General features: G+C 42.8%; 22 protein-coding genes and 3 pseudogenes. 12 read left to right on the top strand and 13 right to left on the bottom strand.

Features of this window, described 5'->3' with window-relative positions:
- Window positions 1-47: 47 nt before the first annotated feature.
- A pseudogene (locus tag WAX46_RS08090) lies at window positions 48-1459 on the top strand (SLC13 family permease).
- Here the strand turns inward: WAX46_RS08090 and WAX46_RS08085 are convergent.
- Entirely contained in the window at window positions 1391-1804 is a 414-nt protein-coding gene (locus WAX46_RS08085) for a hypothetical protein (RefSeq protein ID WP_442895665.1), read from the bottom strand. The pseudogene WAX46_RS08090 and the gene WAX46_RS08085 overlap by 69 nt on opposite strands.
- An 83-nt stretch (window positions 1805-1887) precedes the next feature.
- Here WAX46_RS08085 and WAX46_RS08080 point away from each other — a divergent pair, with 83 nt between their 5' ends.
- Window positions 1888-2115: a hypothetical protein gene (locus WAX46_RS08080; RefSeq protein ID WP_226568699.1), complete on the top strand. Its 228-nt coding sequence runs from the start codon at window positions 1888-1890 to the stop codon at window positions 2113-2115.
- Here the strand turns inward: WAX46_RS08080 and WAX46_RS08075 are convergent.
- Complete coding sequence (locus WAX46_RS08075; protein WP_226568702.1) at window positions 2096-2575, bottom strand: Hsp20/alpha crystallin family protein; 480 nt, start codon at window positions 2573-2575, stop codon at window positions 2096-2098. The two genes, WAX46_RS08080 and WAX46_RS08075, sit on opposite strands and share 20 nt — an antisense overlap.
- A gap of 65 nt (window positions 2576-2640) precedes the next feature.
- Between WAX46_RS08075 and WAX46_RS08070 the strand changes: the two genes are divergently transcribed.
- Both WAX46_RS08070 and WAX46_RS08065 read left to right on the top strand, forming a co-directional pair.
- Window positions 2641-2898, top strand: a complete 258-nt coding sequence (locus WAX46_RS08070) for a hypothetical protein (protein WP_003213975.1) — start codon at window positions 2641-2643, stop codon at window positions 2896-2898.
- A gap of 6 nt (window positions 2899-2904) precedes the next feature.
- Window positions 2905-3138 carry a hypothetical protein gene (locus tag WAX46_RS08065; protein WP_226568704.1) on the top strand — a complete coding sequence of 78 codons (234 nt, stop codon included), beginning with the start codon at window positions 2905-2907 and terminating at the stop codon, window positions 3136-3138.
- A gap of 35 nt (window positions 3139-3173) precedes the next feature.
- Here the strand turns inward: WAX46_RS08065 and WAX46_RS08060 are convergent, their stop codons facing one another.
- Both WAX46_RS08060 and WAX46_RS08055 read right to left on the bottom strand, forming a co-directional pair.
- Entirely contained in the window at window positions 3174-4565 is a 1392-nt protein-coding gene (locus WAX46_RS08060) for an amino acid permease (protein ID WP_336493621.1), read from the bottom strand.
- Window positions 4566-4746: 181 nt separating this feature from the next.
- Window positions 4747-5820 (bottom strand): tetratricopeptide repeat-containing glycosyltransferase family 2 protein, encoded by a 1074-nt coding sequence (locus WAX46_RS08055; RefSeq protein ID WP_336493620.1) that lies wholly within the window; start codon window positions 5818-5820, stop codon window positions 4747-4749.
- Window positions 5821-5953: 133 nt separating this feature from the next.
- Here WAX46_RS08055 and WAX46_RS08050 point away from each other — a divergent pair, with 133 nt between their 5' ends.
- Entirely contained in the window at window positions 5954-7843 is a 1890-nt protein-coding gene (locus WAX46_RS08050) for an ABC-F family ATP-binding cassette domain-containing protein (RefSeq protein WP_336493619.1), read from the top strand.
- A 79-nt stretch (window positions 7844-7922) separates the two neighbouring features.
- Here WAX46_RS08050 and WAX46_RS08045 read toward each other — a convergent pair.
- A pseudogene (locus tag WAX46_RS08045) lies at window positions 7923-8116 on the bottom strand (GTP cyclohydrolase, FolE2/MptA family); the annotation flags it as partial.
- A gap of 256 nt (window positions 8117-8372) precedes the next feature.
- Window positions 8373-9926, bottom strand: a complete 1554-nt coding sequence (locus tag WAX46_RS08035; RefSeq protein ID WP_336493618.1) for an ABC-F family ATP-binding cassette domain-containing protein — start codon at window positions 9924-9926, stop codon at window positions 8373-8375.
- A 152-nt stretch (window positions 9927-10078) separates the two neighbouring features.
- Between WAX46_RS08035 and WAX46_RS08030 the strand changes: the two genes are divergently transcribed.
- Complete coding sequence (locus WAX46_RS08030; protein ID WP_336493617.1) at window positions 10079-11224, top strand: DEAD/DEAH box helicase; 1146 nt, start codon at window positions 10079-10081, stop codon at window positions 11222-11224.
- A gap of 38 nt (window positions 11225-11262) precedes the next feature.
- On the opposite strand, the gene WAX46_RS08025 is transcribed toward WAX46_RS08030, so the two are convergent.
- Window positions 11263-12267 carry an NADP-dependent oxidoreductase gene (locus WAX46_RS08025; protein ID WP_336493616.1) on the bottom strand — a complete coding sequence of 335 codons (1005 nt, stop codon included), beginning with the start codon at window positions 12265-12267 and terminating at the stop codon, window positions 11263-11265.
- Between the two features lie 301 nt (window positions 12268-12568).
- Between WAX46_RS08025 and WAX46_RS15820 the strand changes: the two genes are divergently transcribed.
- The 5 genes and pseudogenes from WAX46_RS15820 (at window position 12569) to WAX46_RS15815 (ending at window position 18974) form a co-directional block, all read left to right on the top strand.
- Window positions 12569-15466, top strand: a complete 2898-nt coding sequence (locus tag WAX46_RS15820; protein WP_442895666.1) for a beta strand repeat-containing protein — start codon at window positions 12569-12571, stop codon at window positions 15464-15466.
- Between the two features lie 740 nt (window positions 15467-16206).
- Window positions 16207-16509 (top strand): hypothetical protein, encoded by a 303-nt coding sequence (locus WAX46_RS08010; protein WP_336493613.1) that lies wholly within the window; start codon window positions 16207-16209, stop codon window positions 16507-16509.
- Between the two features lie 765 nt (window positions 16510-17274).
- Window positions 17275-17445: pseudogene (locus WAX46_RS08005) on the top strand (PadR family transcriptional regulator); the annotation flags it as partial.
- Between the two features lie 104 nt (window positions 17446-17549).
- Window positions 17550-18656, top strand: coding sequence for a nitric oxide synthase oxygenase (locus tag WAX46_RS08000; RefSeq protein ID WP_226569391.1), 1107 nt, complete (start codon window positions 17550-17552; stop codon window positions 18654-18656).
- A gap of 186 nt (window positions 18657-18842) precedes the next feature.
- Complete coding sequence (locus WAX46_RS15815) at window positions 18843-18974, top strand: 3-alpha domain-containing protein (protein ID WP_376776460.1); 132 nt, start codon at window positions 18843-18845, stop codon at window positions 18972-18974.
- 41 nt (window positions 18975-19015) lie between these two features.
- Here WAX46_RS15815 and WAX46_RS07995 read toward each other — a convergent pair whose 3' ends face one another.
- The 3 genes from WAX46_RS07995 to map form a co-directional block, all read right to left on the bottom strand.
- The gene (locus tag WAX46_RS07995) at window positions 19016-19153 is read right to left on the bottom strand and encodes a YflJ family protein (protein ID WP_226569389.1); all 138 of its coding nucleotides are present in this window, start codon (window positions 19151-19153) and stop codon (window positions 19016-19018) included.
- 134 nt (window positions 19154-19287) lie between these two features.
- Window positions 19288-19449 (bottom strand): hypothetical protein, encoded by a 162-nt coding sequence (locus WAX46_RS07990; protein WP_226569387.1) that lies wholly within the window; start codon window positions 19447-19449, stop codon window positions 19288-19290.
- Window positions 19450-19571: 122 nt separating this feature from the next.
- Window positions 19572-20321, bottom strand: a complete 750-nt coding sequence (gene map / locus WAX46_RS07985; RefSeq protein WP_226569385.1) for a type I methionyl aminopeptidase — start codon at window positions 20319-20321, stop codon at window positions 19572-19574.
- A 191-nt stretch (window positions 20322-20512) separates the two neighbouring features.
- Between map and nagE the strand changes: the two genes are divergently transcribed.
- Window positions 20513-21877, top strand: coding sequence for an N-acetylglucosamine-specific PTS transporter subunit IIBC (gene nagE / locus WAX46_RS07980; protein ID WP_336493612.1), 1365 nt, complete (start codon window positions 20513-20515; stop codon window positions 21875-21877).
- 112 nt (window positions 21878-21989) lie between these two features.
- Here nagE and WAX46_RS07975 read toward each other — a convergent pair whose 3' ends face one another.
- The 3 genes from WAX46_RS07975 to WAX46_RS07965 form a co-directional block, all read right to left on the bottom strand.
- Complete coding sequence (locus tag WAX46_RS07975) at window positions 21990-22052, bottom strand: hypothetical protein (RefSeq protein ID WP_226569399.1); 63 nt, start codon at window positions 22050-22052, stop codon at window positions 21990-21992.
- Complete coding sequence (locus tag WAX46_RS07970) at window positions 22025-22300, bottom strand: DUF4309 domain-containing protein (protein WP_226569381.1); 276 nt, start codon at window positions 22298-22300, stop codon at window positions 22025-22027. Before WAX46_RS07970 ends, WAX46_RS07975 begins: the two co-directional genes overlap by 28 nt.
- A 98-nt stretch (window positions 22301-22398) precedes the next feature.
- The gene (locus tag WAX46_RS07965; RefSeq protein WP_226569379.1) at window positions 22399-24381 is read right to left on the bottom strand and encodes an LTA synthase family protein; all 1983 of its coding nucleotides are present in this window, start codon (window positions 24379-24381) and stop codon (window positions 22399-22401) included.
- Between the last annotated feature and the right edge of the window lie 145 nt (window positions 24382-24526).

The following is a 24526-nucleotide window of genomic DNA, read 5'->3' as shown; positions in this document are numbered from 1 at the left end:
ACTTACAAGCGTTTTCATTAGGGGGGATTGTTATCGTTTATAAAAAAGTGAATTTGACTGGACTTGTTCTTGGACCAACACTCTTCTTGTTGATTCTTTTCTTCATATCAGATGATGAATTGACCTATGCAGCGAGAGTGGTATTGGGCATTACGGCTTGGACTGCGACGTGGTGGGTGACAGAAGCATTACCAATACCAGCAACCTCTCTATTGCCAATCATCCTTCTACCAACACTTGGCGGGCTCTCTATGGAGCAAACATCAAGGTCTTATGGAGACCCGATTGTCTTTATGTACATGGGCGGATTTATGATCGCCATAGCAATTGAAAAGTGGAATTTACATAGAAGAATGGCATTACATATTTTAAAGATCATTGGCGCAAGAAGTGATCGCATTGTATTAGGTGTCATGATCGCTACTGCCTTTTTATCTATGTGGATTTCTAACGCAGCGACTGCACTGATGATGCTGCCGGTGGCACTGGCTATTATTAAAGAGGTCAAGACGAACGACATCTTATCTGGTGTATCTCTTGATCGATTCAGCAAAAGCATCTTATTGTCGGTTGCTTATTCGGCATCAATAGGTGGTTTGGCGACACTCGTTGGGTCTGTGCCAAATGCTGTATTTGCTGCGATGTCAAAAAAGCTGCTAGATCGAGATATTATGTTCTTTGAATGGTTTTTGTTCGGTTTTCCCATCGCTATTGTTCTTCTCATTCTCTTATTTTTGTATTTGACCAAGATACAGTTTAAGTTAGAGCACACAGGTGAGATAAGTGTGGCGTTCATACGGAAGGGATTAGAGGATTTAGGCAAAATGAAACAAGAGGAAAAATGGGTTTTTGCTGTTTTTTTGATGACGGCGTTTTTGTGGATATTTAAAATCTTTTTGTTTGGAGGTTTCACCGTATCTGATACGTCTATCGCTATTTTTGGTGCGGTGCTGCTATTCCTCATACCAGCTACAAATGGGGAGAGAATACTAGAATGGCAGGATATGAAAGAAATGCCATGGGGGCTTTTGCTTTTATTTGGCGCTGGACTATCACTTGCTACGGGCTTTGCAGAGACCAATCTAACAGGATGGATCGGGGAAAATTTACAGCATTTAAATGGGCTTTCGTATCTCATGCTATTGATTCTTTTAACGGGCGCTATTTTATTTATGACAGAAATTATGTCAAATACAGCTGTTGCCAATATGATTATTCCGATTACGGTAGGGCTTGGCCTTGCGATTGGCATCGAGCCTTATGGTTTAATGGCTGCGGCTGCTTTGGCTTCCTCATGTGCCTTTATGCTGCCGATCTCCACACCGCCAAACGCGGCTGTTTTTAGTGCGGACGTGTTGAAAATATCAGATATGGTAAGGTCGGTTTTGGGTTAAATATCATCAGTGTTGTGGCGATTGTCCTTGCGGTTTATTTCTGGCTGCCGATCGTGCTTAGATGAGGGCTTTGATCGAATTGAGACTGTCGGTGTTGGTGTTTCTTTTGGCTTCGGTGTAGGGGATGATTTTTTGATGTTGGTTTCTTTTGGCGTATAATAGGTTGCCCCAATATTGAGTCTGCCTTGAAGCTGATCAATGGAAAGCTCACCAAACTCTAAGTGGTAGTCAATTTTGTCTACGTGCAGTGATTCAATATGAATGTGCGTATCCTCCGACACAGGTTCAGCAGGTGCAGACATTTTTTGTTCAAGAGCGGTTAGTCTTTTTTCCAGCGCGACCACAGACGGGGGTGGACTGGATTCAGTTTTTTTAAAGAGTGATTGAATGAAATGTTTCAAGTAGACCACAACCTTTTCTTTCGCCTTGCTCTAGTCTATGGAAAAGCTGCCCGGTATATACTTATAGAGATGACAAGAAAGGGGAGAAGCGCATGCTACCTACACGGATTCAGATTGCCCATATGAAGACGAACACTATTAGTACAGGGTCCTCGATGACATTCGGTTCGACGAACGTACGAAATCACTGCTCTAGGATAAAAAGAAACAATGGTTTTGGTGAGCAAAATGCTGATGGTGTGATCACAATCCTGCCGATTGAAATGATTGATGATCGTGATCAAATAGATTCAGTCAGTATCAATATTCGTCATTTATGATAATTGTCGTCGCTTTTCCTTCATCTTTTTGCAGTCGGATGTATAGCACGCCGTCTTTAAAAACCGCATTCATTTGACCAAGAATTATATCTGGGAGCCGAATTTTTTTTTCAAACGGACCGTATTTTCCTTGCTTTTGACGAAAGTCCTGCTCATTAAAAAAGGAAAAGCGCTGTCCTTTCACAACTAAATATTCACCATATGATAGTACCTGAACATCTTCCTTTCGGTAGCCAGGCAAATAAATTAAGTACTGGAATTCTGAAGGGGTTTCCACAATGTCGATTGGTGGAAACGACGTATCTGATCCTCTCTGATCTTGCTGTGAAAATGTAAAAGGAGACGGACCATTTGCCATAAAGGGGGATCTTTGCTCATCATCGAATATCATTTTCCAAAAATCATCACCATGCATTTGCTGGGCAATATCCATCCACTGCTTCATTTTTTCGAAGTCCATGTGAAGACCTCCTGTTAACATACTTGATGGGTGCTCGCATATACCTGTAAAAAGGAGGTTTATCTGTGGTTCAACCAACTCCGTATATCAATATTAATATTTTCATGTTAAAAATTAATTCCTTTGAAAATGCGTCGGCGGTGAATGTCGGACAAAATTTGTTAGCAGAGTGGCAAAACTCGGATAAAAAAAATCAGGGGTACGGACAGAATTTTGGAGATGCCAGCGGTTTTGTCGGGACAAAAAGCCATGTAGATGATCGAGATCAAGTGGACTCACCTGCCTCTTTTTCGCCAGCAGCTAAACCTATTCAAAGGAAGTGACGTGTGATGTTATTCTCACCCTCAGTTGTCAATGTCGGTGCTTTTAAGGTCAATTCAATGGATCGGGGGGCATCACTGACGCTAGGTCCTTATCAGCAAGTCGATTATTTTCTTGCTATGAAATTGAACCAAGGTTTTGGTGAGGACAATGGAGATTGTTCACCGCTTGTCATTCCGATTTCAAGCGTATTCGATCCAGATATGGTGGATTCGAATTCAGTTAAAAACAGTGTGATTTAAACAAAAAAGAGACCGGGAATCCCCGTGTCTCTTTTCTAATGTGTTTGATTCAGATGGCTATTTCGTCTTGCATAGGTGAAATAGACAACGATACCAATGGCTACCCAAATAAGAAAGGCTTGCCATGTCACCCAAGAAAGCGTGGTCGCCAATTTGATACAAATGATGGCACTAATGATCGGAAGAACAGGCACGAATGGTACTTTAAAGGCTGCTTTGACATTCGGATGTTTTTTCCGTAAAACAATAACGGCAATCGAGATGACAGTAAATGCTGCAAGTGTACCAATGCTGACTAAATTAGCCAGCGTCGATAAATTCACAAATCCAACGATACATGCTGCAACAGCACCTGTCAGCCAAGTGTTCGCAACGGGTGTCTTGGATGTCGGATGAACCTTTGAGAAAATCTTTGGCATAAGACCATCTCGGCTCATCGCAAAGGTTAAGCGAACCTGTGCATACACCAATGCGATTAAAACCGTTGTAATCCCAATAATGGCACCTGCTGATATAATTCCAGCCACACTATTGAGGCCGACAACTTGAAGAGCAAAAGCAACAGGATCACTGACATTCAGCTTTGTATAGTGAACCATGCCTGTTAAAACAAATGAAACGCCGATGTATAAAATGGTACAAACACCAAGCGCACCGATGATTCCGATCGGCATCGCTTTTTGCGGATTTTTGACTTCTTCTGATGCATTTGCGATCGCATCAAATCCAAGGTAAGCAAAAAAGACAGTCGCTGCTCCTGCAATTACGCCCTCAAAGCCCATCGGCATAAATGGCGTCCAGTTTTCAGGTTTGACATAAGAGAAGCCTGCAATGATAAAGAGAAGGACAATGGCAATCTTGATGAGCACAATGATGTTATTCAGCTTGGTGCTCTCTTTCACACCTCTTGAGACAATAAAAGTAATGAGTAAGATAATGAGTGCGCCTGGAAGATTAAAGACGGCATCATCAACGGCTCCAGGTGCAGCCGATAAAGCCTTCGGTATGTGCAGGCCGAATCCACTGAGCAGGGATTGAAAATAGGATGACCATCCACTTGCCACAGCAGAGAGCGCCACTACATACTCAAGCATCAAATCCCATCCCATTAAGAAGGCAAGGAATTCACCAAGGGTTGCGTAAGAATACGTATAGACGCTTCCTGACACAGGAATGGACGAGGAGAATTCCGCGTAGCAAAAAGCAGCAAGGGCGCATGCGATCGCAGCCAAAATGAAAGATATAATAATCGCAGGTCCAGCATCCTTAGCTGCCGCAACCCCCGTAATCACAAAGATACCAGTCCCAACGACACAGCCAATACCAAGCAAGATTAAATCAAACGTATTCAAAGAACGACTGAGCCGCTTCGTTTGACTTTCAAGCATGAGCTGGTTTAGAGACTTTTTTCGAAATAAAGAACTCATGTTGACCTCCTAATAGATAAATCTTTTCGTAAGACGAATGTTAGTATATGCGTAAATGACAATTTAGTCAATTGGTTGAAAAACGCTTTAAATCACTAAAGTATTAAATGTTACAAGATCATTTGTAAGTATACAGAGACATCCGCCGGCATATGGCAGACGGATGTGATGACAGTCTTTTTTATGTCTGTTCAGCAAATATTTTTTCGTTGTACAGCACACTTGGATGGGTTGGGTAATGTGCGGAGGAAGCAAGGTGATGTTTTTTGGCTTGATCCAAATCACCAAGCTGATAATAACAATAGCAAAGCTGAAGGTGAGGATACCACGTTTTATATTGTGTGAGCGTAAAGGCCGTTTCGTTTTCAGGAGCCTTCAGTGCCTGCTCATACCAAAAGATTGCGGCTTGATGTTTGTTTTGCGTTTTTAAATGATCACCAACTCGGCAGCAAAACTCTGGGCGCGGCTGATCATATAAGAAGGAGCGCAATAATGAGGATAAGGCCGCTTCCTCGAAACCGACCGCATAATAGCAGTCAGCTAAATATTGACATGTGCGAATTTCATCCTCAATCCAGCACTGTTTTGTTGCTAAAAATTTATGATAAAAACGAATCGCCCTGACATGCTGTCCGTTGTCCCTTAATTCATTGGCAAAGTAAAAGAGATCACGAGGCGTCATACTCTCTCCCTTTTCAAGCATGTCTTCATAAATTCTCAGGTTGCGCCCAGGTTCGCCAGTGGTTGTTTTCTTACGTTTTTGATGTGTGACGGCTATATCGGCCGGAAAGATGTTGCCATAGACCTGGAGAAATTCATGAACGGCCCCGTACCACTGAAAGTTCAAGGCACGCTTCACGAGCCGATTTCTTCTATATTTAAAATTCACCTGTCCGTCCTCATCAAATCCAACATGATAAAACATAGAGACAGCATCCACTGCTGGATCAAGTGTTTTCTTGAGCTCAAGAAGTTTTTGGCGGTCTTCTTCAAATAGAACATCGTCTGCATCAAGCCATAAGATATACTCTTTTGTTGCATGTGAAAAAGCGAAATTGCGTGCTTTTGCAAAGTGCTGAACCCATTCAAAATCCATCACATTTGCTGAAAACGAGTGAGCAATTTCCTTCGTTCGGTCTGTTGATCCTGTATCAATGATGATCATCTCATCTACTATGTCTTGAACAGAAGAAAGGCAGTCCGCTAAAACCTCCTCTTCATTTTTCACAATCATACATAAGCTAATGGTTATCATCTTTAGATCACCTCTTCATAGTGTATCGAGCATCAAAAGGAAACATTCTTTTCAGGAGAGGTTTTTTTAAAACTAGTTTTCTGCTACTGGCTGATTTAAAATAAAGAAAGAATCTATATAAGGGCTGATAAAAATGAGTTTATTGAATGTTGAAGGATTATATAAAACCTATGGCGAAAAAACGCTGTTTGATCATATCTCTTTTCATATAGAACCAAAGGAACGCATCGGCTTAATTGGACCAAATGGAACAGGAAAATCGACACTCCTGAAGGTGATCGCAGGACTTGAATCGTTTGAGGAAGGTGACATCACGAAAGCAGGAACACTTGATATCGAATTTCTCGAGCAAGATCCTGAAATGAGCGGAGACGAAACCATTCTTGAGTATGTTTTTTCTGGAACCGCACCGATTATTCAAGCGATGAAGGCATATGAGCAGGCACTCGCTAATTTAGAGCATGATCCGCAAAATGAAGTTAAACAAGAGGCACTCATCCGTATGCAAAATCGAATGGATCAGGAGGATGCATGGAATGCAAACCTTTCGGCAAAAACGATTTTGACAAAGCTTGGAGTCAAAAATGTCAATCGCCGGGTTTATGCACTGTCGGGCGGTCAGAAAAGGCGTGTTGCGATTGCTAAAAATTTAATACAGCCTGCGGGTTTGCTGATTTTAGATGAGCCGACCAACCATCTAGATCATGCAACCATTGAATGGCTTGAAGGATACTTGAGTCAATATAGCGGTGCTGTCATCCTGGTGACGCATGATCGTTATTTCTTAAATCGTGTAGCCAATCGAATTTATGAGTTAAGTCAAGGTCAGCTATATACGTATAAAGGAAATTATGAAGTCTTTTTAGAAAAAAGAGCGGAAAGAGAAGCAGAGGCTCAGGTGAAAGAAACAAAACGCCAAAACCTGCTCAGACGTGAGCTTGCTTGGCTGAGAAGAGGGGCGAAAGCAAGAACGACGAAGCAAAAAGCACGCATCGGCAGAGTAGAAGAGCTGAAGGATCAAAAAGGGCTTGATGCAAAGGGTGAGCTTGATTTTGCTATCGGCTCACACCGTCTTGGAAAACAAGTGATTGAGGCAGAAGAGATCACCATTTCATTTGCTGGCCAGACCCTTGTGGAGCGGTTTACAGATTTAGTCTTGCCGGGCGACCGTATTGGATTTATTGGACCGAACGGGGTGGGGAAAACTAGTTTGCTTCATTGTCTAGCGGGCAAACTAAAACCGACCACCGGACAATTGATCATTGGACAAACGGTTCATATCGGCTATTATACGCAGGATCATAAAGATATGAATGAAGAGCTGAACATCATTGATTACATCAAAGAAACAGCTGAAATTGTGAAGACAGTTGATGGCGCCATTGTGACAGCAGAGCAAATGCTAGAGCGGTTTTTATTCCCAAGATCCATGCAGCGCACTTTTATTCGCAAGCTGTCAGGGGGAGAGCGCCGTAGGTTGTATTTACTGAAAGTCTTGATGGAAGAGCCGAATGTTCTCTTTTTAGATGAGCCGACGAACGATCTTGATACAGAGACGCTCAGTATTTTAGAGGATTATTTAGAGCAGTTCCCTGGCGTTGTCATTACGGTGTCGCATGATCGCTATTTCCTAGACCGTGTCGTCAATCGCTTATTAGTCTTTGAAGGAAACGGTCGCATCTTACATTTCCAAGGAGCTTACAGCGATTACATGGAGCAAGAAAAAGAGCTGAAGCTTACAGAATCAGAAAAGCCTACTGACAAACAAATAGAAGCTGCACCTAAAAAGAGAAAAAAACTTTCCTATAAAGACCAGCTTGAATGGGATGGGATTGAGGACCGCATTCAGGCTTTAGAGGAAAAACACGAGCTGCTTGAAGCGAGCATCGCAGAGGCTGGCAGTGATTTTGGGAAAATTCAAGAGCTGATGGACGAACAAAAAGCTGTGGCTGAAGAATTAGAACAAGAGATGGATCGCTGGACAGAACTGTCACTAATGATTGAGGAATTAGAAAGCAATTAAGTATGTTGACAAACTCTCTCATTCTAGTCAATCACGTAGAAAATGAACGAAGGGCTAACATTAGCACTTAGACAATATTTCAACTGTAGAGCGCTCTACAGTTATTTTTGATAGGAGCATTTGGCATAGCATCATGCTGATGAATGAATTCTGGATTTCTAAACTAACTTGAAAACCTTTGATCCAGCTTTGCTCATACAGTTCGACCGCAATTAACCTCGCTACATCTTCTACAAAACGTGGATTTTCATATGCCTCAGTCACTTTCTTTTTTAAGCACGGAATAATGCTTCATCTTCTTACAGTGCTGTACGATTTATTGGTGGGCGAGTGCTCCTTGGATCGCAGGAGCACTCGCTGAAAGCTACTCAACAAGCACACCTTATGATGTAGGGGCTGCTGTTCTTCTGTTAGGGATGTTGATCCTGCTTCCTGCTCCTTGGTCGTAAGCATTTGGTGAATATTCAAGCAGGTTATTAAATAGAAAAAAGCCCTATATCTGCTCAGAAGATATAAGGCTTTTTTGGTGTTATAGCACTTTTGTGGTCCAAGATTCACAATTCCATGTTTCTGTTGCGACATCTTGATAAAATTCAGGTTCGTGGGAAATCAATAAGAGGCTTCCTTTATATTCTTTTAAAGCGCGTTTTAGTTCTTCTTTCGCATCGATATCCAAGTGGTTTGTCGGCTCATCGAGAACAAGCAAATTGGTTTCTTCGTTGATCAGTTTGCAAAGGCGGACCTTTGCTTTCTCCCCTCCACTTAAAACAGACACACGGCTTTCAATATGTTTTGTGGTTAAGCCGCATTTGGCAAGGGCGGCCCTAACTTCATATTGCGTGTAGGAAGGGAAGGTGCTCCACACCTCTTCAATACAGGTGTTGCTATTTTGCTCTTTTATTTCTTGCTCAAAATACCCAATATGCAAGAATTCTCCGCGTTCTACCTCACCAGAAATCGGTATAATTTCTCCTAAAAGACTTCGGAGTAACGTCGTTTTCCCGATTCCATTTGCGCCGTATAACGCAATTTTTTGTCCGCGTTCCATTTTAAGATTCAAAGGGCGAGAGAGCGGCTCATCATAACCGATCACTAAATTCTTCGTCTCAAAAATCAATTTCCCGGAGGAACGTGCAGGCTTGAAGTGAAATTCTGGTTTTGGCTTTTCTGCAGCCAATTCAATCATGTCCATCTTATCCAGTTTCTTTTGACGAGACATGGCCATATTTCTTGTACTGACACGTGCTTTGTTTCTTGCTACAAAATCCTTTAGTTCAGCGACTTCTTGCTGCTGCCTTTTATAGGCTGCTTCAAGCTGCTGCTTTTTGACTTCGTAGATTTGTTTGAATTGATCGTAATTACCAACATAGCGTGTCAATTCTTGATTTTCAACATGATAAATCAAGTTAATGACACTGTTCAAAAACGGAATGTCATGTGAAATAAGGATAAACGCATTTTCATACTCCTGTAAATAGCGCTTTAGCCACTCAATATGCTGCTCATCCAAATAGTTGGTCGGCTCATCGAGAAGGAGAATTTCTGGCTTCTCTAACAGCAATTTCGCAAGCAGCACTTTCGTACGCTGCCCACCGCTGAGCTCTGTCACATCTCGGTCTAGCCCAACATCAGTTAATCCAAGACCTCTTGCAATTTCTTCTACCTTTGAATCGATGATATAGAAATCATTGTTTGTCAGTGCATCCTGAATGACGCCAACTTCCTCTAACAGCTTTTCTAGTTCATCAGGATCGGCTTCACCCATTTTGCCATATATGTCATTCATCATTGCTTCCATGGCAAATAAATAATGGAATGCATCTTGAAGGACTTCACGGATGGTTCTCCCTTTTTCTAGCACCGTATGCTGATCAAGATAGCCGACACGGACATTCTTTGCCCATTCGACTTTTCCTGCATCTGGCTCTAACTTGCCAGTAATCATATTCATAAACGTTGACTTTCCTTCACCGTTTGCACCAATTAAGCCGACATGCTCGCCTTTTAATAAACGGAAGGAGACTTCGTGAAAAATGGCTCTATCGCCAAAGCCATGGCTTAAATCTTTAACAGATAATATCATTTTTTACACCTCAAATAGATTCAAAACGGCTAGTGCCTCTCATGATTATATCGAACTGTCCGGCTCGATAAAAGCATCAAAAGAAAAATTGCGTTTCAAAGCTGATTTTGAGATACTTAAGGATAGATTGAAAGAGGATAAAGGAGATCGACATGACGGAAACTTGGGCATTTTTTCAAGAAGCAAAGCCATTTATGCGAGAGAACTTTGAAGCTGCTGGCTTTGAGAAACCAACAGATATACAAGAAAAAACAGCAGAGTGGATTACCGAGAAGCGTGATGTGATTGCAGAATCGCCAACTGGGACGGGGAAGACACTTGCGTATGTTCTGCCGCTTTTAAATAAAATCGATGTGAGTATCAAACATCCGCAAGTCTTAATCTTAGCACCTTCAAGAGAGCTTGTGATGCAAATTTTTGATGTCATCCAGCAATTCAAACAAGGATCAGACATTAAAGCCATCTCTTTAATAGGCGGAGCAAACATCAAGAAGCAGCAGGAAAAGCTAAAGAAACACCCGAACATCGTTGTGGCGACACCGGGACGCGTACAAGAATTAATCAAAATCAAGAAGCTAAAAATGCATGATGTCAAAACGATCGTGTTAGACGAAGCAGATCAGCTTCTTGTCCCAGAGCATATGAAAACGATCCAAGCGATCATTAAATCCACATTAAAAGAAAGACAAATCCTTTGTTTTTCTGCGACTTTGAAAGAGGAAACCGTTCAACTCATCAAAGACATGGCATCTGAGCCAGAGGTATTGAAAATTAGCAGAAGCCAGGAAGAAGCGCAGAAGGTAGGGCATTATTACCTGTTATGCGATCAGCGGGATAAAGTGAAATTGCTCCAAAAGCTGTCACGGCTTGAGGACATGCAGGCGCTTGTCTTTGTGCGTGATATTACGAATTTAAGCATTTATGCAGAAAAATTAACGTATCACCATGTCGATCTTGGTGTGCTTCATAGTGAAGCGAAAAAAGCCGATCGTGCTGTCATTTTAAAGGCATTTGAACAGCATGAATTTCCGCTTCTTCTTGCAACGGATATTGCAGCAAGAGGCATTGATATCGACGATTTACCGTATGTGATCCATGCAGATCTGCCAAATGAAGAAGGCTATATTCATCGTTCAGGCAGAACAGGCCGTGCAGGAAAAGAAGGGGCTGTCATCAGTCTTGTTACACAACAAGAGCATGCGCTGCTGAAAAAAATGGCGAAAAAGCTGAATCTTTCGCTTGAAGAAATTGTGTATAAGCAAGGCCAGTTGCAGCTTGCACCTCATCATCAGGCATAAAAAAAGGACCCCGCCCATACGGCAGGGTCCTTTTCTTGTTATGAAATTTTGACAAGCTGTTTACCGACATTTTCACCTTTGAACAGTCCAAGGAACGCATCCGGAATGTTGTCAAAACCTTCGATAATGGTTTCTTTGTAAGTGAGTTTATCTTCTTTCACCCATTGTGAGAGATCCTTTGCAGCCTCTTCAAAACGATCTGAATAGTTGGTAACAATGAACCCTTGCATCAATGAGCTTGTTTTAATGAGCTTTGTTTGCACGCGCGGTCCGATGTCCTCGCTTGCGCTAATGTTATAAGAAGAAATAGCGCCGCAGACTGGAATGCGTGCAAAGCGGTTCAAATGATTCATCACTGCATCAGAAATTTCGCCCCCTACATTGTCAAAATACACATCGACGCCGTTTGGACAGGCTTTTGCAATGGCATCATCTAATTCATTGGTTGTTTTATAATTAATGGTTTCATCAAAACCCAGCTCTTTTAAGTAAGCAAGCTTATCATCAGATCCGGCAATTCCTACGACGTGTGCGCCTTTGATTTTAGCGATCTGTCCTACAACAGAACCAACGGCACCTGCCGCTCCAGAAATGACAACCGTCTCACCTTCTTTTGGCTGGCCAATGGAAAGAAGTCCAAAATAGGCTGTTTGCCCCGGCATGCCTAAAATGCCCAAGTAATAGGATAATGGCGCAATGGATGGATCAATTTTTGTCAGAGACTCGGCTTTGGCAGTGGAATATTGTTGCCAGCCAAGAAACCCAAGGACAAAATCACCTTCTTCAAATGGAGGGGATTTTGACTCGACGACTTCTCCGACAACACCACCCTGAATCACTTCATTTAGCTTGAACGGAGGTGTATAGGATTTTGTATCCTGCATTCGTCCTCTCATATAAGGATCTACAGAAACATATTTCGTTCGAATCAAGACTTCGCCATTTTGCGGAACTGGTATATCAACTGTTTCAAAATGAAAAACATCTTTTGCAGGTAACCCTTTTGGCCGTTTTGCTAATTGAATTTGCTTTTGTTGACCCATGTCAAATCCTCCCTTTCACTTGCATCCTAGATTTACAATAACATGATGATTCTTTTCATTCAAAATATATGGCTAAGCACACAAAAAAAAGCAGCCACCATCTAAAAAGAAGGAGGCTGAGAGGTTTGAAGAACATTCAGACAAAGGAAAAGTCCTTCTATTTGTAACAGACCATGATAAAGTGAAAAACTGGGCATAAACGCAAACCCCAAAACCCTCTTACTTTTATAAGGGGCTTTCAGCTTGTAGACTTTGTACATGGAGTACAAGGTCTTTTTGATATGTACAAAATAAAAATAAAATGGTACATACACTTTTCCTGGTGAGGATGAATACGATGGCTGGGGGTGATTCTATGAAAAGATGTAGACAATGCGGAAAGACATATCCACCTTATTCAATAGATCCAAAAGGTAGCTGGTACGATGCGTATAAGGATGATATCTGGGAATGTGATAGTTGTAAGAAAGGGAAACCAAGAAAAACAGTGAAAAATCCATGCTGCGGAAAAGTTCCTTGTGTCTGTGTCATTCAAGGATCGTCAGTGGGGAGAGGAAGAAGAGGACCAGTTGGTCCAACTGGTCCAACAGGCGTAACGGGAGTAACCGGCGATACCGGAGCAACCGGTCCAACCGGAGCCACGGGAGTAACGGGAGCAACCGGTCCAACCGGAGCAACAGACGGCGATACCGGAGCAACCGGTCCAACCGGAGCAACCGGAGCTACAGGCGTAACGGGAGCAACCGGTCCAACCGGAGCCACGGGAGTAACCGGAGCTACAGGTCCAACCGGAGCCACGGGAGTCACAGGAGCAACCGGCGATACCGGAGCAACCGGAGCCACGGGAGTCACAGGAGCAACCGGAGCCACGGGAGTCACCGGAGCAACAGGAGCAACCGGAGCAACAGGAGCAACCGGTCCAACCGGAGTCACAGGAGCAACCGGAGTCACGGGAGCAACCGGAGCCACGGGAGTCACCGGAGCAACAGGAGCAACCGGAGCTACAGGTCCAACCGGAGCCACGGGAGTCACAGGAGCAACCGGAGTAACCGGAGTAACCGGTGATACCGGAGCAACCGGTCCAACCGGAGCCACGGGAGCAACCGGAGCCACGGGAGCAACCGGAGCCACGGGAGTCACCGGAGCAACAGGTCCAACCGGAGCAACCGGAGCTACAGGCGTAACGGGAGCAACCGGTCCAACCGGAGCCACGGGAGTCACAGGAGCAACCGGAGTAACCGGAGTAACCGGTGATACCGGAGCAACCGGTCCAACCGGAGCCACGGGAGTCACAGGAGCAACCGGAGCCACGGGAGTCACAGGAGCAACCGGAGCCACGGGAGTCACCGGAGCAACAGGAGCAACCGGAGCAACAGGTCCAACCGGAGCAACCGGAGCTACAGGTCCAACCGGAGCCACGGGAGTCACCGGAGCAACCGGAGTAACCGGAGTAACCGGAGTAACCGGTGATACCGGAGCAACCGGTCCAACCGGAGCCACGGGAGCAACCGGAGCCACGGGAGTCACCGGAGCAACAGGTCCAACCGGAGCAACCGGAGCTACAGGCGTAACGGGAGCAACCGGTCCAACCGGAGCCACGGGAGTCACCGGAGCAACCGGTCCAACCGGAGCAACCGGAGCTACAGGCGTAACGGGAGCAACCGGTCCAACCGGAGCCACGGGAGTCACAGGAGCAACCGGAGTAACCGGTGATACCGGAGCAACCGGTCCAACCGGAGCCACGGGAGTCACAGGAGCAACAGGAGCAACAGGAGCAACCGGAGTCACAGGAGCAACCGGTGATACCGGAGCAACCGGTCCAACCGGAGTCACAGGAGCAACCGGAGTCACAGGAGCAACCGGAGCCACGGGAGTCACCGGAGCAACCGGAGCCACGGGAGTCACCGGAGCAACCGGAGCCACGGGAGTCACCGGAGCAACAGGAGCAACCGGAGCAACAGGTCCAACCGGAGTCACAGGAGCCACGGGAGTCACCGGAGCAACAGGAGCAACCGGAGCAACCGGAGTCACAGGAGCAACCGGTCCAACCGGAGCCACGGGAGTAACCGGAGATACAGGTCCAACCGGAGCCACGGGAGTCACAGGAGCAACAGGAGCAACAGGAGCAACCGGAGTCACAGGAGCAACCGGCGATACCGGAGCAACAGGAGCAACCGGAGCAACAGGTCCAACCGGAGCCACGGGAGTCACAGGAGCCACGGGAGTCACAGGAGCAACCGGTCCAACCGGAGCCACGGGAGTAACCGGAGATACAGGTCCAACCGGAGCCACGGGAGTCACAGGAGCAACCGGTCCAACCGGAGCCACGGGAGTAACCGGAGATACAGGTCCAACCGGAGCCACGGGAGTCACAGGAGCAACCGGAGCAACCGGAGTCACAGGAGCAACCGGCGATACCGGAGCAACAGGAGCAACCGGAGTCACAGGAGCAACCGGAGTAACCGGTGATACCGGAGCAACAGGAGCAACAGGAGCAACCGGAGCAACAGGAGCAACCGGAGTCACAGGAGCAACCGGCGATACCGGAGCAACCGGAGTCACAGGAGCAACAGGTCCAACCGGAGCAACCGGAGCAACCGGAGCAACCGGTCCAACCGGAGTCACAGGAGCTACAGGAGCAACAGGAATAACCGGAGTTACTGGACCAGGATTTGCAATCGCATTCAGTTCAGGAGTTGGTCCTACAGCTTTACCTTCTACAGATGCGGCAGGTGTTTCCAATGCAATTAACTTGATTGCATTTGGTAAAAGCAGTAACAGTTTTCCATTAGTAGGTGGAAGTACGTTTTCAGTACCATTTGGAGTCGATAACAATCAGTTATTTTTTGTACTTCCTGTAGATGTAACACTTACAGGTATTGCGGCTAACTTCAATAACTTTTCGTCTTTCGTACCGAATGCAGGTACTCAGTTTACACCTTATATCGCTGTTGCAACCCCAGCTATTGGTACGTATAATTTTACAATTATTCCTGCTTCTATTTCATATGCATCTTCAAGTTATATTGGAGGAGTTAATAATCCTAATACAACCATATTATCTGTTGTAAATAATGCTCTTGCAATCAATATAACGGCAGGAACAATTATCGCAATCGTAGGGGGTTGGACAGATTTAAGTGGAACACAATCATTATCAGAATTTATTTATATGGAAGGAAGTCTATTTTTTAGTTAATTATTGTTGGAATAAGTAGTCCAAAAGATATTTATAATCAAACAAATTTCGGATCGATCCCCATTTATTTAAGTGGGGATTACAATATTTTTAACAAGAAATGAGTTTGATTTTATATTATTGTTAATAAAATTTATACGCGATGAGGATATGCATGTTTTGGAGTGGATGAATAGGATTGGTTTGTTGGTGAAGTTTATTTTAACGGGAGAAGCGAAAATATTGCGATAGCGGGAATAATCTTATTTTCTATTAAAATAGGCTGTTTTTGTCACAGAAGAAAAAAAGGAACATATGCTAACAAGAACCAGACAATATTAATAACGTTAATTTATTGCATGCAATATAGTGATTTAAGCTTTTTGTAGTACTTTCTTCTCACAAGAAAATGTTATTGCTATTTTTAGCGATAATTAAATTATATTAAATAGAAGAAAAAAATTCAAGTCTTATGCGCGGTAGGAAGTCTAGAAGAGTATAGCAGGTATATTGAAGGTATATATGGAAAATATTTAGACCGCTATTGCTGTGATTGTTGTTGTGATGATTACTATTGTGGTTGTCGCTGTTGTGATGATTGCTGTTCATATCATGGCATAATATGCCCGACGGGAGTCACAGGAGCAACCGGTGATACCGGTCCAACCGGGACGCTTGCTACAGCATCTGCTGCAACTGTTAATGACACTACACAAACAGTTGCTGACAATGCTAATTTTTCATTAGTTGGGAGTCAGTTCTTGGACAATGTGACTTTTACTGCACCAGTTACTTTTACTATTCAACAAAGTGGTAATTATAATATAAATGCAATTGTTTCCTCTGTTGCTGTGCAAGCTGGTCCGCTTGGGATTAATATAATACTCGATGGTACTTTTGATATCGGTGGTGGTAGAGTTAGGGGAACTACAGCCGGTCAAGAAGTAACAGCTATCGGTTTTACAGGTAATATCCCTGCAGGATCGACAATTCAATTAACGAATGTTAGCGGGCAGGATATAACAAATGATTATTTAAGACTTACGCTTGTCAGAATCAGTTGATTACAGCAGTAACAGACCGTCTGATATTAATCAGTGTGTACTAGTACTAGGTTTATATATTGGCTTAGCAACGATAGCGAGCGGATCTACTTGTACTTTGTAATAGGTATTGGTATTATGGTGTTCAATTAACAGGAGAGTTATTAGATGTGTTTTTCATCATGACAGCTCTGGTTTCTAATAAATAGAACACGGGCTTCGTTTACTGTATATATTAGTAAGATAGTTACGTAGCACTATATTGGTTGGAACGAGTATGACCGTTACGGCTAGTTTGTTTGCTTCACCAACACCAAATAACAGCTTCACTCAAGTAGCGAGCCAGCCTTAACCGGTGTTTTATCGCTAGGTGCTATTACAAACGGCATCGCTACTGGTCTGAAAGTATCAGTCACACCGCAAACTAGATTGCTCCTATAACAGCTACAGGTCTTTCCTTAGTGAATACCGTAGCAGGCTATGCGGTAATAAACACACAGGGATGACTCAATTTGAGTCGTCCTTTTTTGTTTGAATGAAATTTCTCATCTTAGTCATAAAAAATGATATGATTTTCTTAGAGTCTATTCTATGAATCTATTGGAATTAGGGGTTGTAACGGTGAGGATGGGCAAAAGAAAGTCACTTTAAGCAAGCTGAACATCTGGAGGTGCAAACTGCTAGAACGATATCATATATGCCGCCCATTAAAACATCGGTGGCAACATCAGTCCCAGAATGAAGAATAAGCAGTGCTTGAGCAAATGAAGGACCAAGTAAGAGCACATGCTTGAACAAAAACTGAATACTTAAGTAGACGAAGACCCTTCTGCTGAATCGCTGCATTCAGCGCAATTTGGACGTTACTTAGTGCTGACAAGAGCAATTGAAAGAGAAAAAGGGTATATTCGTTGGCTCCAAAAGACCCTTCAACTCCTAAGGCAGTCTACTGTCTAAGGACAATGATCGGATGATATGATAAAAAATGGTTTGAAACAAGTGAATTTATTAATGGAAACCGCTACAATGGATATATTCATATTAAAGTGAGGCGAGTATGTTTGAGTAACCAAGAAGCGTTGTGGAATGAAGCAGAAGCTTTTATTTCTTTATGCTATGAAGAATTAAACAAGTCAAATGAAGAGAAAGCAGCACGTCTGCATGAAATAAAAAAAGAAATTGAGTCTGAAGGCATATATACTCATACGCCAGAGGAATTAGCTCACGGGGCTAAAATGGCGTGGCGCAACAGTAACCGCTGCATTGGCCGTTTGTTTTGGTCGACACTGCATGTCCATGACTGCCGCCATGTGAAAACAGAAGATGAGGTGAAAGAGGCGCTCTTTCATCATATTGAATATGCGACAAATGGCGGGAAAATCAAACCGTCCATTACGATCTTTCCGCCAGAGCACGAGGGACGAAAAGAAGTCGTTATTTATAATCATCAGCTTGTTCGTTATGCAGGGTATGAGACGGAAAATAGCATTATAGGTGACGAGGCATCACTTGAATTGACAAAGATTTGTGAAGCTCATGGCTGGAAAGGGGAAGGCACGCATTTTGATATACTTCCCCTCATGTTTCAGCTGAAAGGTCAGCCGCCTGTTTTGTATGATCTTCCGAAAGAGATCGTTCAAGAAGTGGAGATCACACATCCTGAATATGATGGATTTCACGATTTAGGACTTAAATGGTACGCTGTTCCGATCATTGCTGATATGAAACTAGAGATTGGTGGCATTCATTACAACGCTGCACCATTTAACGGCTGGTATATGGGAACAGAAATTGGCGCACGTAACTTAGCAGATGAAAATCGCTACAATATGTTGAAAAAAGTCGCTTCTATCTTAGGGCTGGACACGACAAAGAATGGATCACTTTGGAAGGACAAAGCCATTGTAGAGTTAAATGTGGCGGTTCTTCATTCTTATAGCGAGGCAGGGGTGACCATTGTTGATCACCATACCGCAGCTCATCAATTTAAACAATTTGAAAAGCAGGAAGAAAAGGCAGAGCGTGAGCTGACTGGGTATTGGACATGGCTGATTCCACCAGTATCACCTGCTGCTACTCATATCTTCCATCGTCACTATGACAATACCATTGTAAAACCGAATTATTTTTATCAGGATAAGCCCTATCATAGGGTAGAAAAAGCCTAGCGGAAAGCTGGGTTTTTTTGTATAATGCTTCGTTTGTATAAAACATCATGATCCTCTTATCCGAAAGTTCGCGTAATGAGCTAACTTGGTAAGTGGCTTCATCAACTTGTAGTTTATTTGCGTGTGTTACAAGAAGGAATGTGCGCCTGATCAACCTCTTGTGTTAGTTGAAAAAGCGCCCATCACATCACGGTCCAGGAAATCAAAGAAGTCAAATATCGTCAAATAAATCCGCAGAGACTAAAAGCTGTTCTTGAAGTAGATGCCTTGGTAAATGTAGTGAGGAAGTTGTTAGAAAAACGAATACAGCACATCTAAAAAAAGCCTTACATCAGCACAGATGTGAGGCTTTTCAACATTTATGAGCTGGGTTTCTTTTGCTCAAGAAGATTTGCAAGGAAAAAGGTTTTAAAGCTTTGAAGCTTTCTTCCTTCATGCTCGGTCACACCAAGCTTCTTTAATTCTTCGACATACCAGCCTTTGCTACCATAATGCATGATAGAAAACTCCTTTCAATGAAAACTGCCTGCATTGTAACATCTCAAAAAAGGACGTGAAAAGTGTGCAGGTGTTAAGAAGTGAAAACTGATTCTATCTGCCTATGATCCATGTATATGCTGGAAATGATGAATTATGAATTTGGTGGATTGAGGGTGACAATGATCATGCCGATCGTCATAATCATCAAGACAACACCAAGATACGTCATCATGGATTGTTTTTTCTTGAGACCCACAACCGTTAAGATAATACTTTCGATGAAAAAGATGACACCTATGATGATGAACCACATATCAATAAGACCCCTTTCGCATATCTTTGCCTATTTTACCACAGGCATTTTTGTTTAGTCGTGACAGATTCGTGAAAGGGACACGAAAAAATCCCCTCCAGTGAAAGAGGGAACTGATTGACTTACAGCTTCGTTAAAATAATCGGTTCGTCTTTTGTGATCACAATTGTATGTTCAATCTGAGCCACAAGGCTTTTATCTGGTGTTTTAAATGTCCAGCCATCATCAGCCTGATAAATAGATTCAGCATTTGTTGAAATGAAAGGTTCAAAAGCAATCACTGTACCATTCTTAAACAAAGCATTATCAAATGGGTCATAATAGTTCAGAATATGGTTTGGTGCTTCGTGCAGACTTTTCCCAATGCCGTGCCCTGTCAGATTTTTAATGACCGTAAAACCTTGCTCTTTTGCGGTATTGTAGACGGCACGGCCAATTTGATTTTGCCTTTTACCAGCTTTCGCATGCTTTAATCCTTCAAAGAATGCATCCTCCGCACATTGGCATAATGCTTCAAGACGAGCATCGCCTATGCCCAACACAAATGAAATCCCCGTATCCGAATAATATCCGTCCAGCTCTGCTGAGATATCAATATTAATGAGGTCCCCCTCTTGTAAAATGGTTTTTTCACTTGGAATACCATGTGCGACTTCATCGTTCACACTAATGCAAGTTGTACCGGGGAAGTCATATTCCTTTTCAGGCGCTGAATTGGCCCCATGCTCTTCTAAGATCTTTTTTCCGATAAAATCCAATTCTTTTGTAGACATGCCTGGTTTCGCTTGGCTTTTCATTTCTTCTCTGGCCATAGCGACAATTCGGCCGACTTTTTTTAAGGCTTCTACCTCATGATCATGTTTAACAATCACTGTTCATTCCCGCTTTCTATAACTTCATTCTACTCAATAGCTTACCACATTTTACTCCAAAAGAGTAAAGGTGGGATTTCGAGTAGATATGGACAAATTGGTATAGATAACTAGATCTGCATATGATATATTTTTTATGAATATTCAGGAAAAATTTTGTCATGATGATGACAAAGGGAGGGAGATTTCATATGGTGTTTCAGTTTTTTCAAAAGTTAGGTAAATCATTTATGCTTCCAATCGCTGTGCTTCCTGCAGCAGGTATTATTTTGGCCATTGGACGGAAGGATGTATTCGATATCCCGTTTATTTATGCGGCAGGGAATGCAATTTTTGCGAATTTGGCTTTGATTTTTGCAATAGGTGTAGCGATCGGCATTTCAAAGGATGGTAACGGAGCAGCGGCATTATCAGGGGCCATCTCTTATTTCATTTTGTCAGCCGGTACAACGTCGATTAACTCGACCAACAATATGGGGGTATTGGGCGGTATTTTATGCGGGCTCTTGGCAGGTTACGTTTACAATAAATTTAAGGATACGAAACTGCCTGAATACTTAGGTTTCTTTAGCGGAAGACGGCTTGTGCCAATTATGACAGCACTTTTCACCATTCTATTAGCGGCTGTTTTCGGATATGTGTGGCCTCCGATTCAAAGTGTGATCAATGATTTAGGGGAATGGATTTTAAGTCTTGGCGCAACGGGTGCAGGTCTGTTTGGTTTCTTTAACCGATTGCTCATTCCACTAGGACTTCACCATGTGCTCAATAACTTATTCTGGTTTCAATTTGGAGAATTCAACGGAGCAACAGGGGATTTAGCACGATTCTTTAAAGGAGATCCAAGTGCGGGCGTCTTTATGACCGGCTTCTTCCCGGTGATGATGTTTGGTTTGCCAGCGGCATGTCTAGCTATGATAGTAACAGCAAAGCCAGAAAAGCGAAAGGCAACAGCGGGGTTGATGATTGGAATGGCGCTGACGTCATTTATTACAGGGATCACAGAACCAATTGAATTCTCCTTTATGTTTTTATCTCCACTTTTATATGGTGTCCATACTATTTTAACAGGTCTTTCGCTCTTTATTGTGAATACCTTAGGGATTCATAGCGGCTTTGCCTTTTCAGCAGGTGCGATTGATTACGTCTTAAGTTTTGGTATTGCTCAAAAACCGTTCATGTTACTTGTGGTGGGGGTAATTTATGGCGTTATTTACTTTGTCGTATTCTATTTCCTTATTAAACTGCTAAAGCTGAAAACACCAGGCAGAGAAGATGATGACATCGAAGATATCCCAGCAGATGATGTAGCTTCTGCCGGAGCGAGTATGCTGGTACAGGGACTTGGCGGAAAAGACAATATTTTCACCATTGATCATTGTTCCACACGTCTTCGCTTAACAGTAGAGGATACGAATTTATTGAACGAAGGTACACTGAAAAAAGCGGGTGCCAAAGGGGTACTGACTTCGGGAAAAACATCCGTACAAATCATCATTGGAACGAATGTGGAATTTGTTGCAGATGATCTCCGAAAGGAAGTCGATCGAGATTAAAAAAAGCGTTCAGCCAAGTCAAATGGGCTGAACGTTTTTTTGTTTGCGCTGTTCGATCACGAGAACAATACTGATGACAACATGTAAAACCATGCCCTAGATGCACGAGAGATCAAGCATGCTGTTGACTTGGATATTGCCAAGCTTCTAAAAACGTGGTGACATTTTCATCAATCCAAATGAAAAGCCAATCAAGAGGGCATTCGAAAGGCAGACGAACCGGTCTGAAATGAAATTGGCGATAAATTCAAGCTCATCATCACTGGTTCGATAAACGTACTTTTTCTCTTTTGTTTGTGGAATGGTGTTCACTGAATCTGCAGGTCGTATAAGTTGTTTCTTTAATAGGGAAGGAGTCATCCTGACGATATTGTTCTTTTTCTGCATTTGTACACGGATTTCATTTATTTTGTTTTTTTTCATGATAAATCCCTCCTTGATCTCCTATACTCGGTGCAATGAGGATCAAATGTAAAAAGAACCAGCCGATCTAAAGTCGGCTGGTTCTTAGAATGAGAAAGTTAGTTTGAAGAAGTGCTTGATTCATCTTTGGCGGAAGATGAATCCTTTTCATCCTGTACTTTCTTTGTATAGTCATACTCATTGCGGTCAATCGGTGTAAAGCCTTTAGGCTTGTAGAAACGGAGTAAATCTTCTGTGACGATCTTATCAGATGTCTCTAGCATCTTTTTCACCGTTTCATTTTCTTGCGTCGCCTTTTCAGTCGGCTCGATTTTCTCGCCTGTTTTGTTGCTGTAATAGTTATTACCTACTTTTGTGTAGTCCTTAGACACGAAGTCTCCATTTCTAAATGGCACAAGCTCTTTAAAATTCTTCGATAAGATGTCAGAGCCAGACATTAAATAGTTCTTCGTATCATAACCGAGCAGGTGTAGAAGGGTTGGAGCGACATCGATTTCACCAGAGTATTTATGAATCTGTTCACCTTTCACACCTGGTACATGAATAAAGAGCGGCACACGCATGAGCTGGGCATTTTCATAATCTCCAATTTTTTGTCCTGTCACTTTTTCCATCGCTTCATTATGATTTTCTGAAATGCCGTAATGATCTCCGTACATGATGACAACTGTATTGTCATATAGACCAGACTTTTTCAAGTCATTGAAGAATTGTTCAATGGCCTCATCTAAATAATGAGCAGACTGGAAGTAGTTATCGACGACAGAGTCTCCGAAGTCACCAGGTTCGAAATCGGTATCACCTTCATCCATTCCAAATGGGAAATGGTTAGATAATGTAATGAATTTCGAATAAAACGGCTGCTTCAGATGTTCAAGCATTGGCATTGATTCTTTGAAGAACGGTTTGTCTTTCAATCCATAGTTCTTCGTATCTTGCTCGTTCATATCGTAATACTCGGAATCGTAAAATCTGTCATATCCGAAGGACTTAAACATTTCGTTACGGTTCCAGAAGGTTTTCGTATTCCCATGGAATTCTGCTGACGTGTATTGATCCTTCTTCAAAATGCCAGGAAGTGCCTGATACGTGTTTTGAGCTTTGTTAATAAAAACAGAGCCCTGTGATAATGGGAATAGCCCAGTATCCATCATAAATTCGGCATCAGATGTCTTTCCTTGTCCTGTTTGATGGAAGAAGTTATCAAAGTAAAACGTTTTGTTGTCATGTGCCAATGAATTAAGGAATGGAGTGACTTCTTCTCCATTCACCTTATAATCAATGACAAAGTTTTGCAGAGATTCAAGAGAAATCGTAATCACGTTCATGCCTTTCGCTTTCCCGTAATAGGCGGGGTTTGGATCAGCGCTGTTCGCTTTTAAATAATTCTCTACATCTGTTACGTCACTTGAATTTGCCAGAGCACGCTGACTGTTTGATTTCACATTTTGAATGGTATCAAACACAGTAAAGTTATAAGCACCCAAGTATTTCACTAAATAATTTCGGTCGAATGATCTTGATAAAAGCTCTGGGCGATCAATCTCTGCAGCGATCAAGTTGACGACAAAGATCACAACAGAAGACGCAAGAACGAGTCTGAACGATTTTGATTTTTGAACAGGTACAGTTGCTGTACTTGATTGCTGCTTCTTTTTCATTCGGACTGCGAGTACGATCAAGATGATTGTATCGATAAAGTAAAACACATCAGTCAGGCGCATGAGTGAAAATGCACTATCACCTAATTGTCCGCCATTCGTCCCTGCCTGCATCACAACAGGCAGCGTGATAAAGTCATTGAAGAATCGATAGTACACGATGTTTGCGTATAGTAAAAAAGACATGAAAAAATGAATCACAATGATAGCGGCAGGCTGCCATTTTTTCTTGAACAATAAAGCAAAGCCAAGAAAGAACAAGCTAGAGCTAATAGGATTCACGAAAAGCAAAATATGCTGAAGCACATTTGATATACCAAGTTTAAATTCGATTAAATAAGCTGTATACGTTTTAAGCCATAGTAAGATGGCTGCAATTACAAAGAAACCGAGGCCTCTTTTTTGAATAAATGTTTTCATATAAATACTCCTTTTCTCCTGTACAAGGAAGAGGCGGAACGAAGGAAAACGAACCATTAGAATATACCATGAAATGCTCAAATAGAAAAGTCATAACCGGTGAAGAGCGAGAACAGCATGTCCTAGCAATAAAAGGAGAGAAATC

Origin of the sequence: Bacillus sp. FJAT-53060 (assembly GCF_037104745.1) — a bacterium.
Lineage (GTDB): Bacteria > Bacillota > Bacilli > Bacillales > Bacillaceae > Bacillus > Bacillus stratosphericus_B.
Note: the sequence above shows the minus strand (reverse complement) of the source record. Positions and strands in the feature narration are given on the sequence as shown.

Excerpts from the sequence above, each read along its gene's own strand:
- WAX46_RS08030 (WP_336493617.1), top strand. The coding sequence starts at position 10,079 with ATGACGGAAACTTGGGCATTTTTTCAAGAAGCAAAGCCATTTATGCGA.
- WAX46_RS08055 (WP_336493620.1), bottom strand. The coding sequence starts at position 5,820 with ATGATAACCATTAGCTTATGTATGATTGTGAAAAATGAAGAGGAGGTT.
- WAX46_RS08025 (WP_336493616.1), bottom strand. The coding sequence starts at position 12,267 with ATGGGTCAACAAAAGCAAATTCAATTAGCAAAACGGCCAAAAGGGTTA.
- WAX46_RS08065 (WP_226568704.1), top strand. The coding sequence starts at position 2,905 with ATGTTATTCTCACCCTCAGTTGTCAATGTCGGTGCTTTTAAGGTCAAT.
- WAX46_RS08050 (WP_336493619.1), top strand. The coding sequence starts at position 5,954 with ATGAGTTTATTGAATGTTGAAGGATTATATAAAACCTATGGCGAAAAA.
- WAX46_RS07995 (WP_226569389.1), bottom strand. The coding sequence starts at position 19,153 with ATGCATTATGGTAGCAAAGGCTGGTATGTCGAAGAATTAAAGAAGCTT.
- nagE (WP_336493612.1), top strand. The coding sequence starts at position 20,513 with ATGGTGTTTCAGTTTTTTCAAAAGTTAGGTAAATCATTTATGCTTCCA.
- WAX46_RS08075 (WP_226568702.1), bottom strand. The coding sequence starts at position 2,575 with ATGGACTTCGAAAAAATGAAGCAGTGGATGGATATTGCCCAGCAAATG.
- WAX46_RS08080 (WP_226568699.1), top strand. The coding sequence starts at position 1,888 with ATGCTACCTACACGGATTCAGATTGCCCATATGAAGACGAACACTATT.
- WAX46_RS08035 (WP_336493618.1), bottom strand. The coding sequence starts at position 9,926 with ATGATATTATCTGTTAAAGATTTAAGCCATGGCTTTGGCGATAGAGCC.
- WAX46_RS07990 (WP_226569387.1), bottom strand. The coding sequence starts at position 19,449 with ATGTGGTTCATCATCATAGGTGTCATCTTTTTCATCGAAAGTATTATC.
- WAX46_RS07965 (WP_226569379.1), bottom strand. The coding sequence starts at position 24,381 with ATGAAAACATTTATTCAAAAAAGAGGCCTCGGTTTCTTTGTAATTGCA.
- WAX46_RS07970 (WP_226569381.1), bottom strand. The coding sequence starts at position 22,300 with ATGAAAAAAAACAAAATAAATGAAATCCGTGTACAAATGCAGAAAAAG.
- WAX46_RS15820 (WP_442895666.1), top strand. The coding sequence starts at position 12,569 with ATGGTACATACACTTTTCCTGGTGAGGATGAATACGATGGCTGGGGGT.
- WAX46_RS08060 (WP_336493621.1), bottom strand. The coding sequence starts at position 4,565 with ATGAGTTCTTTATTTCGAAAAAAGTCTCTAAACCAGCTCATGCTTGAA.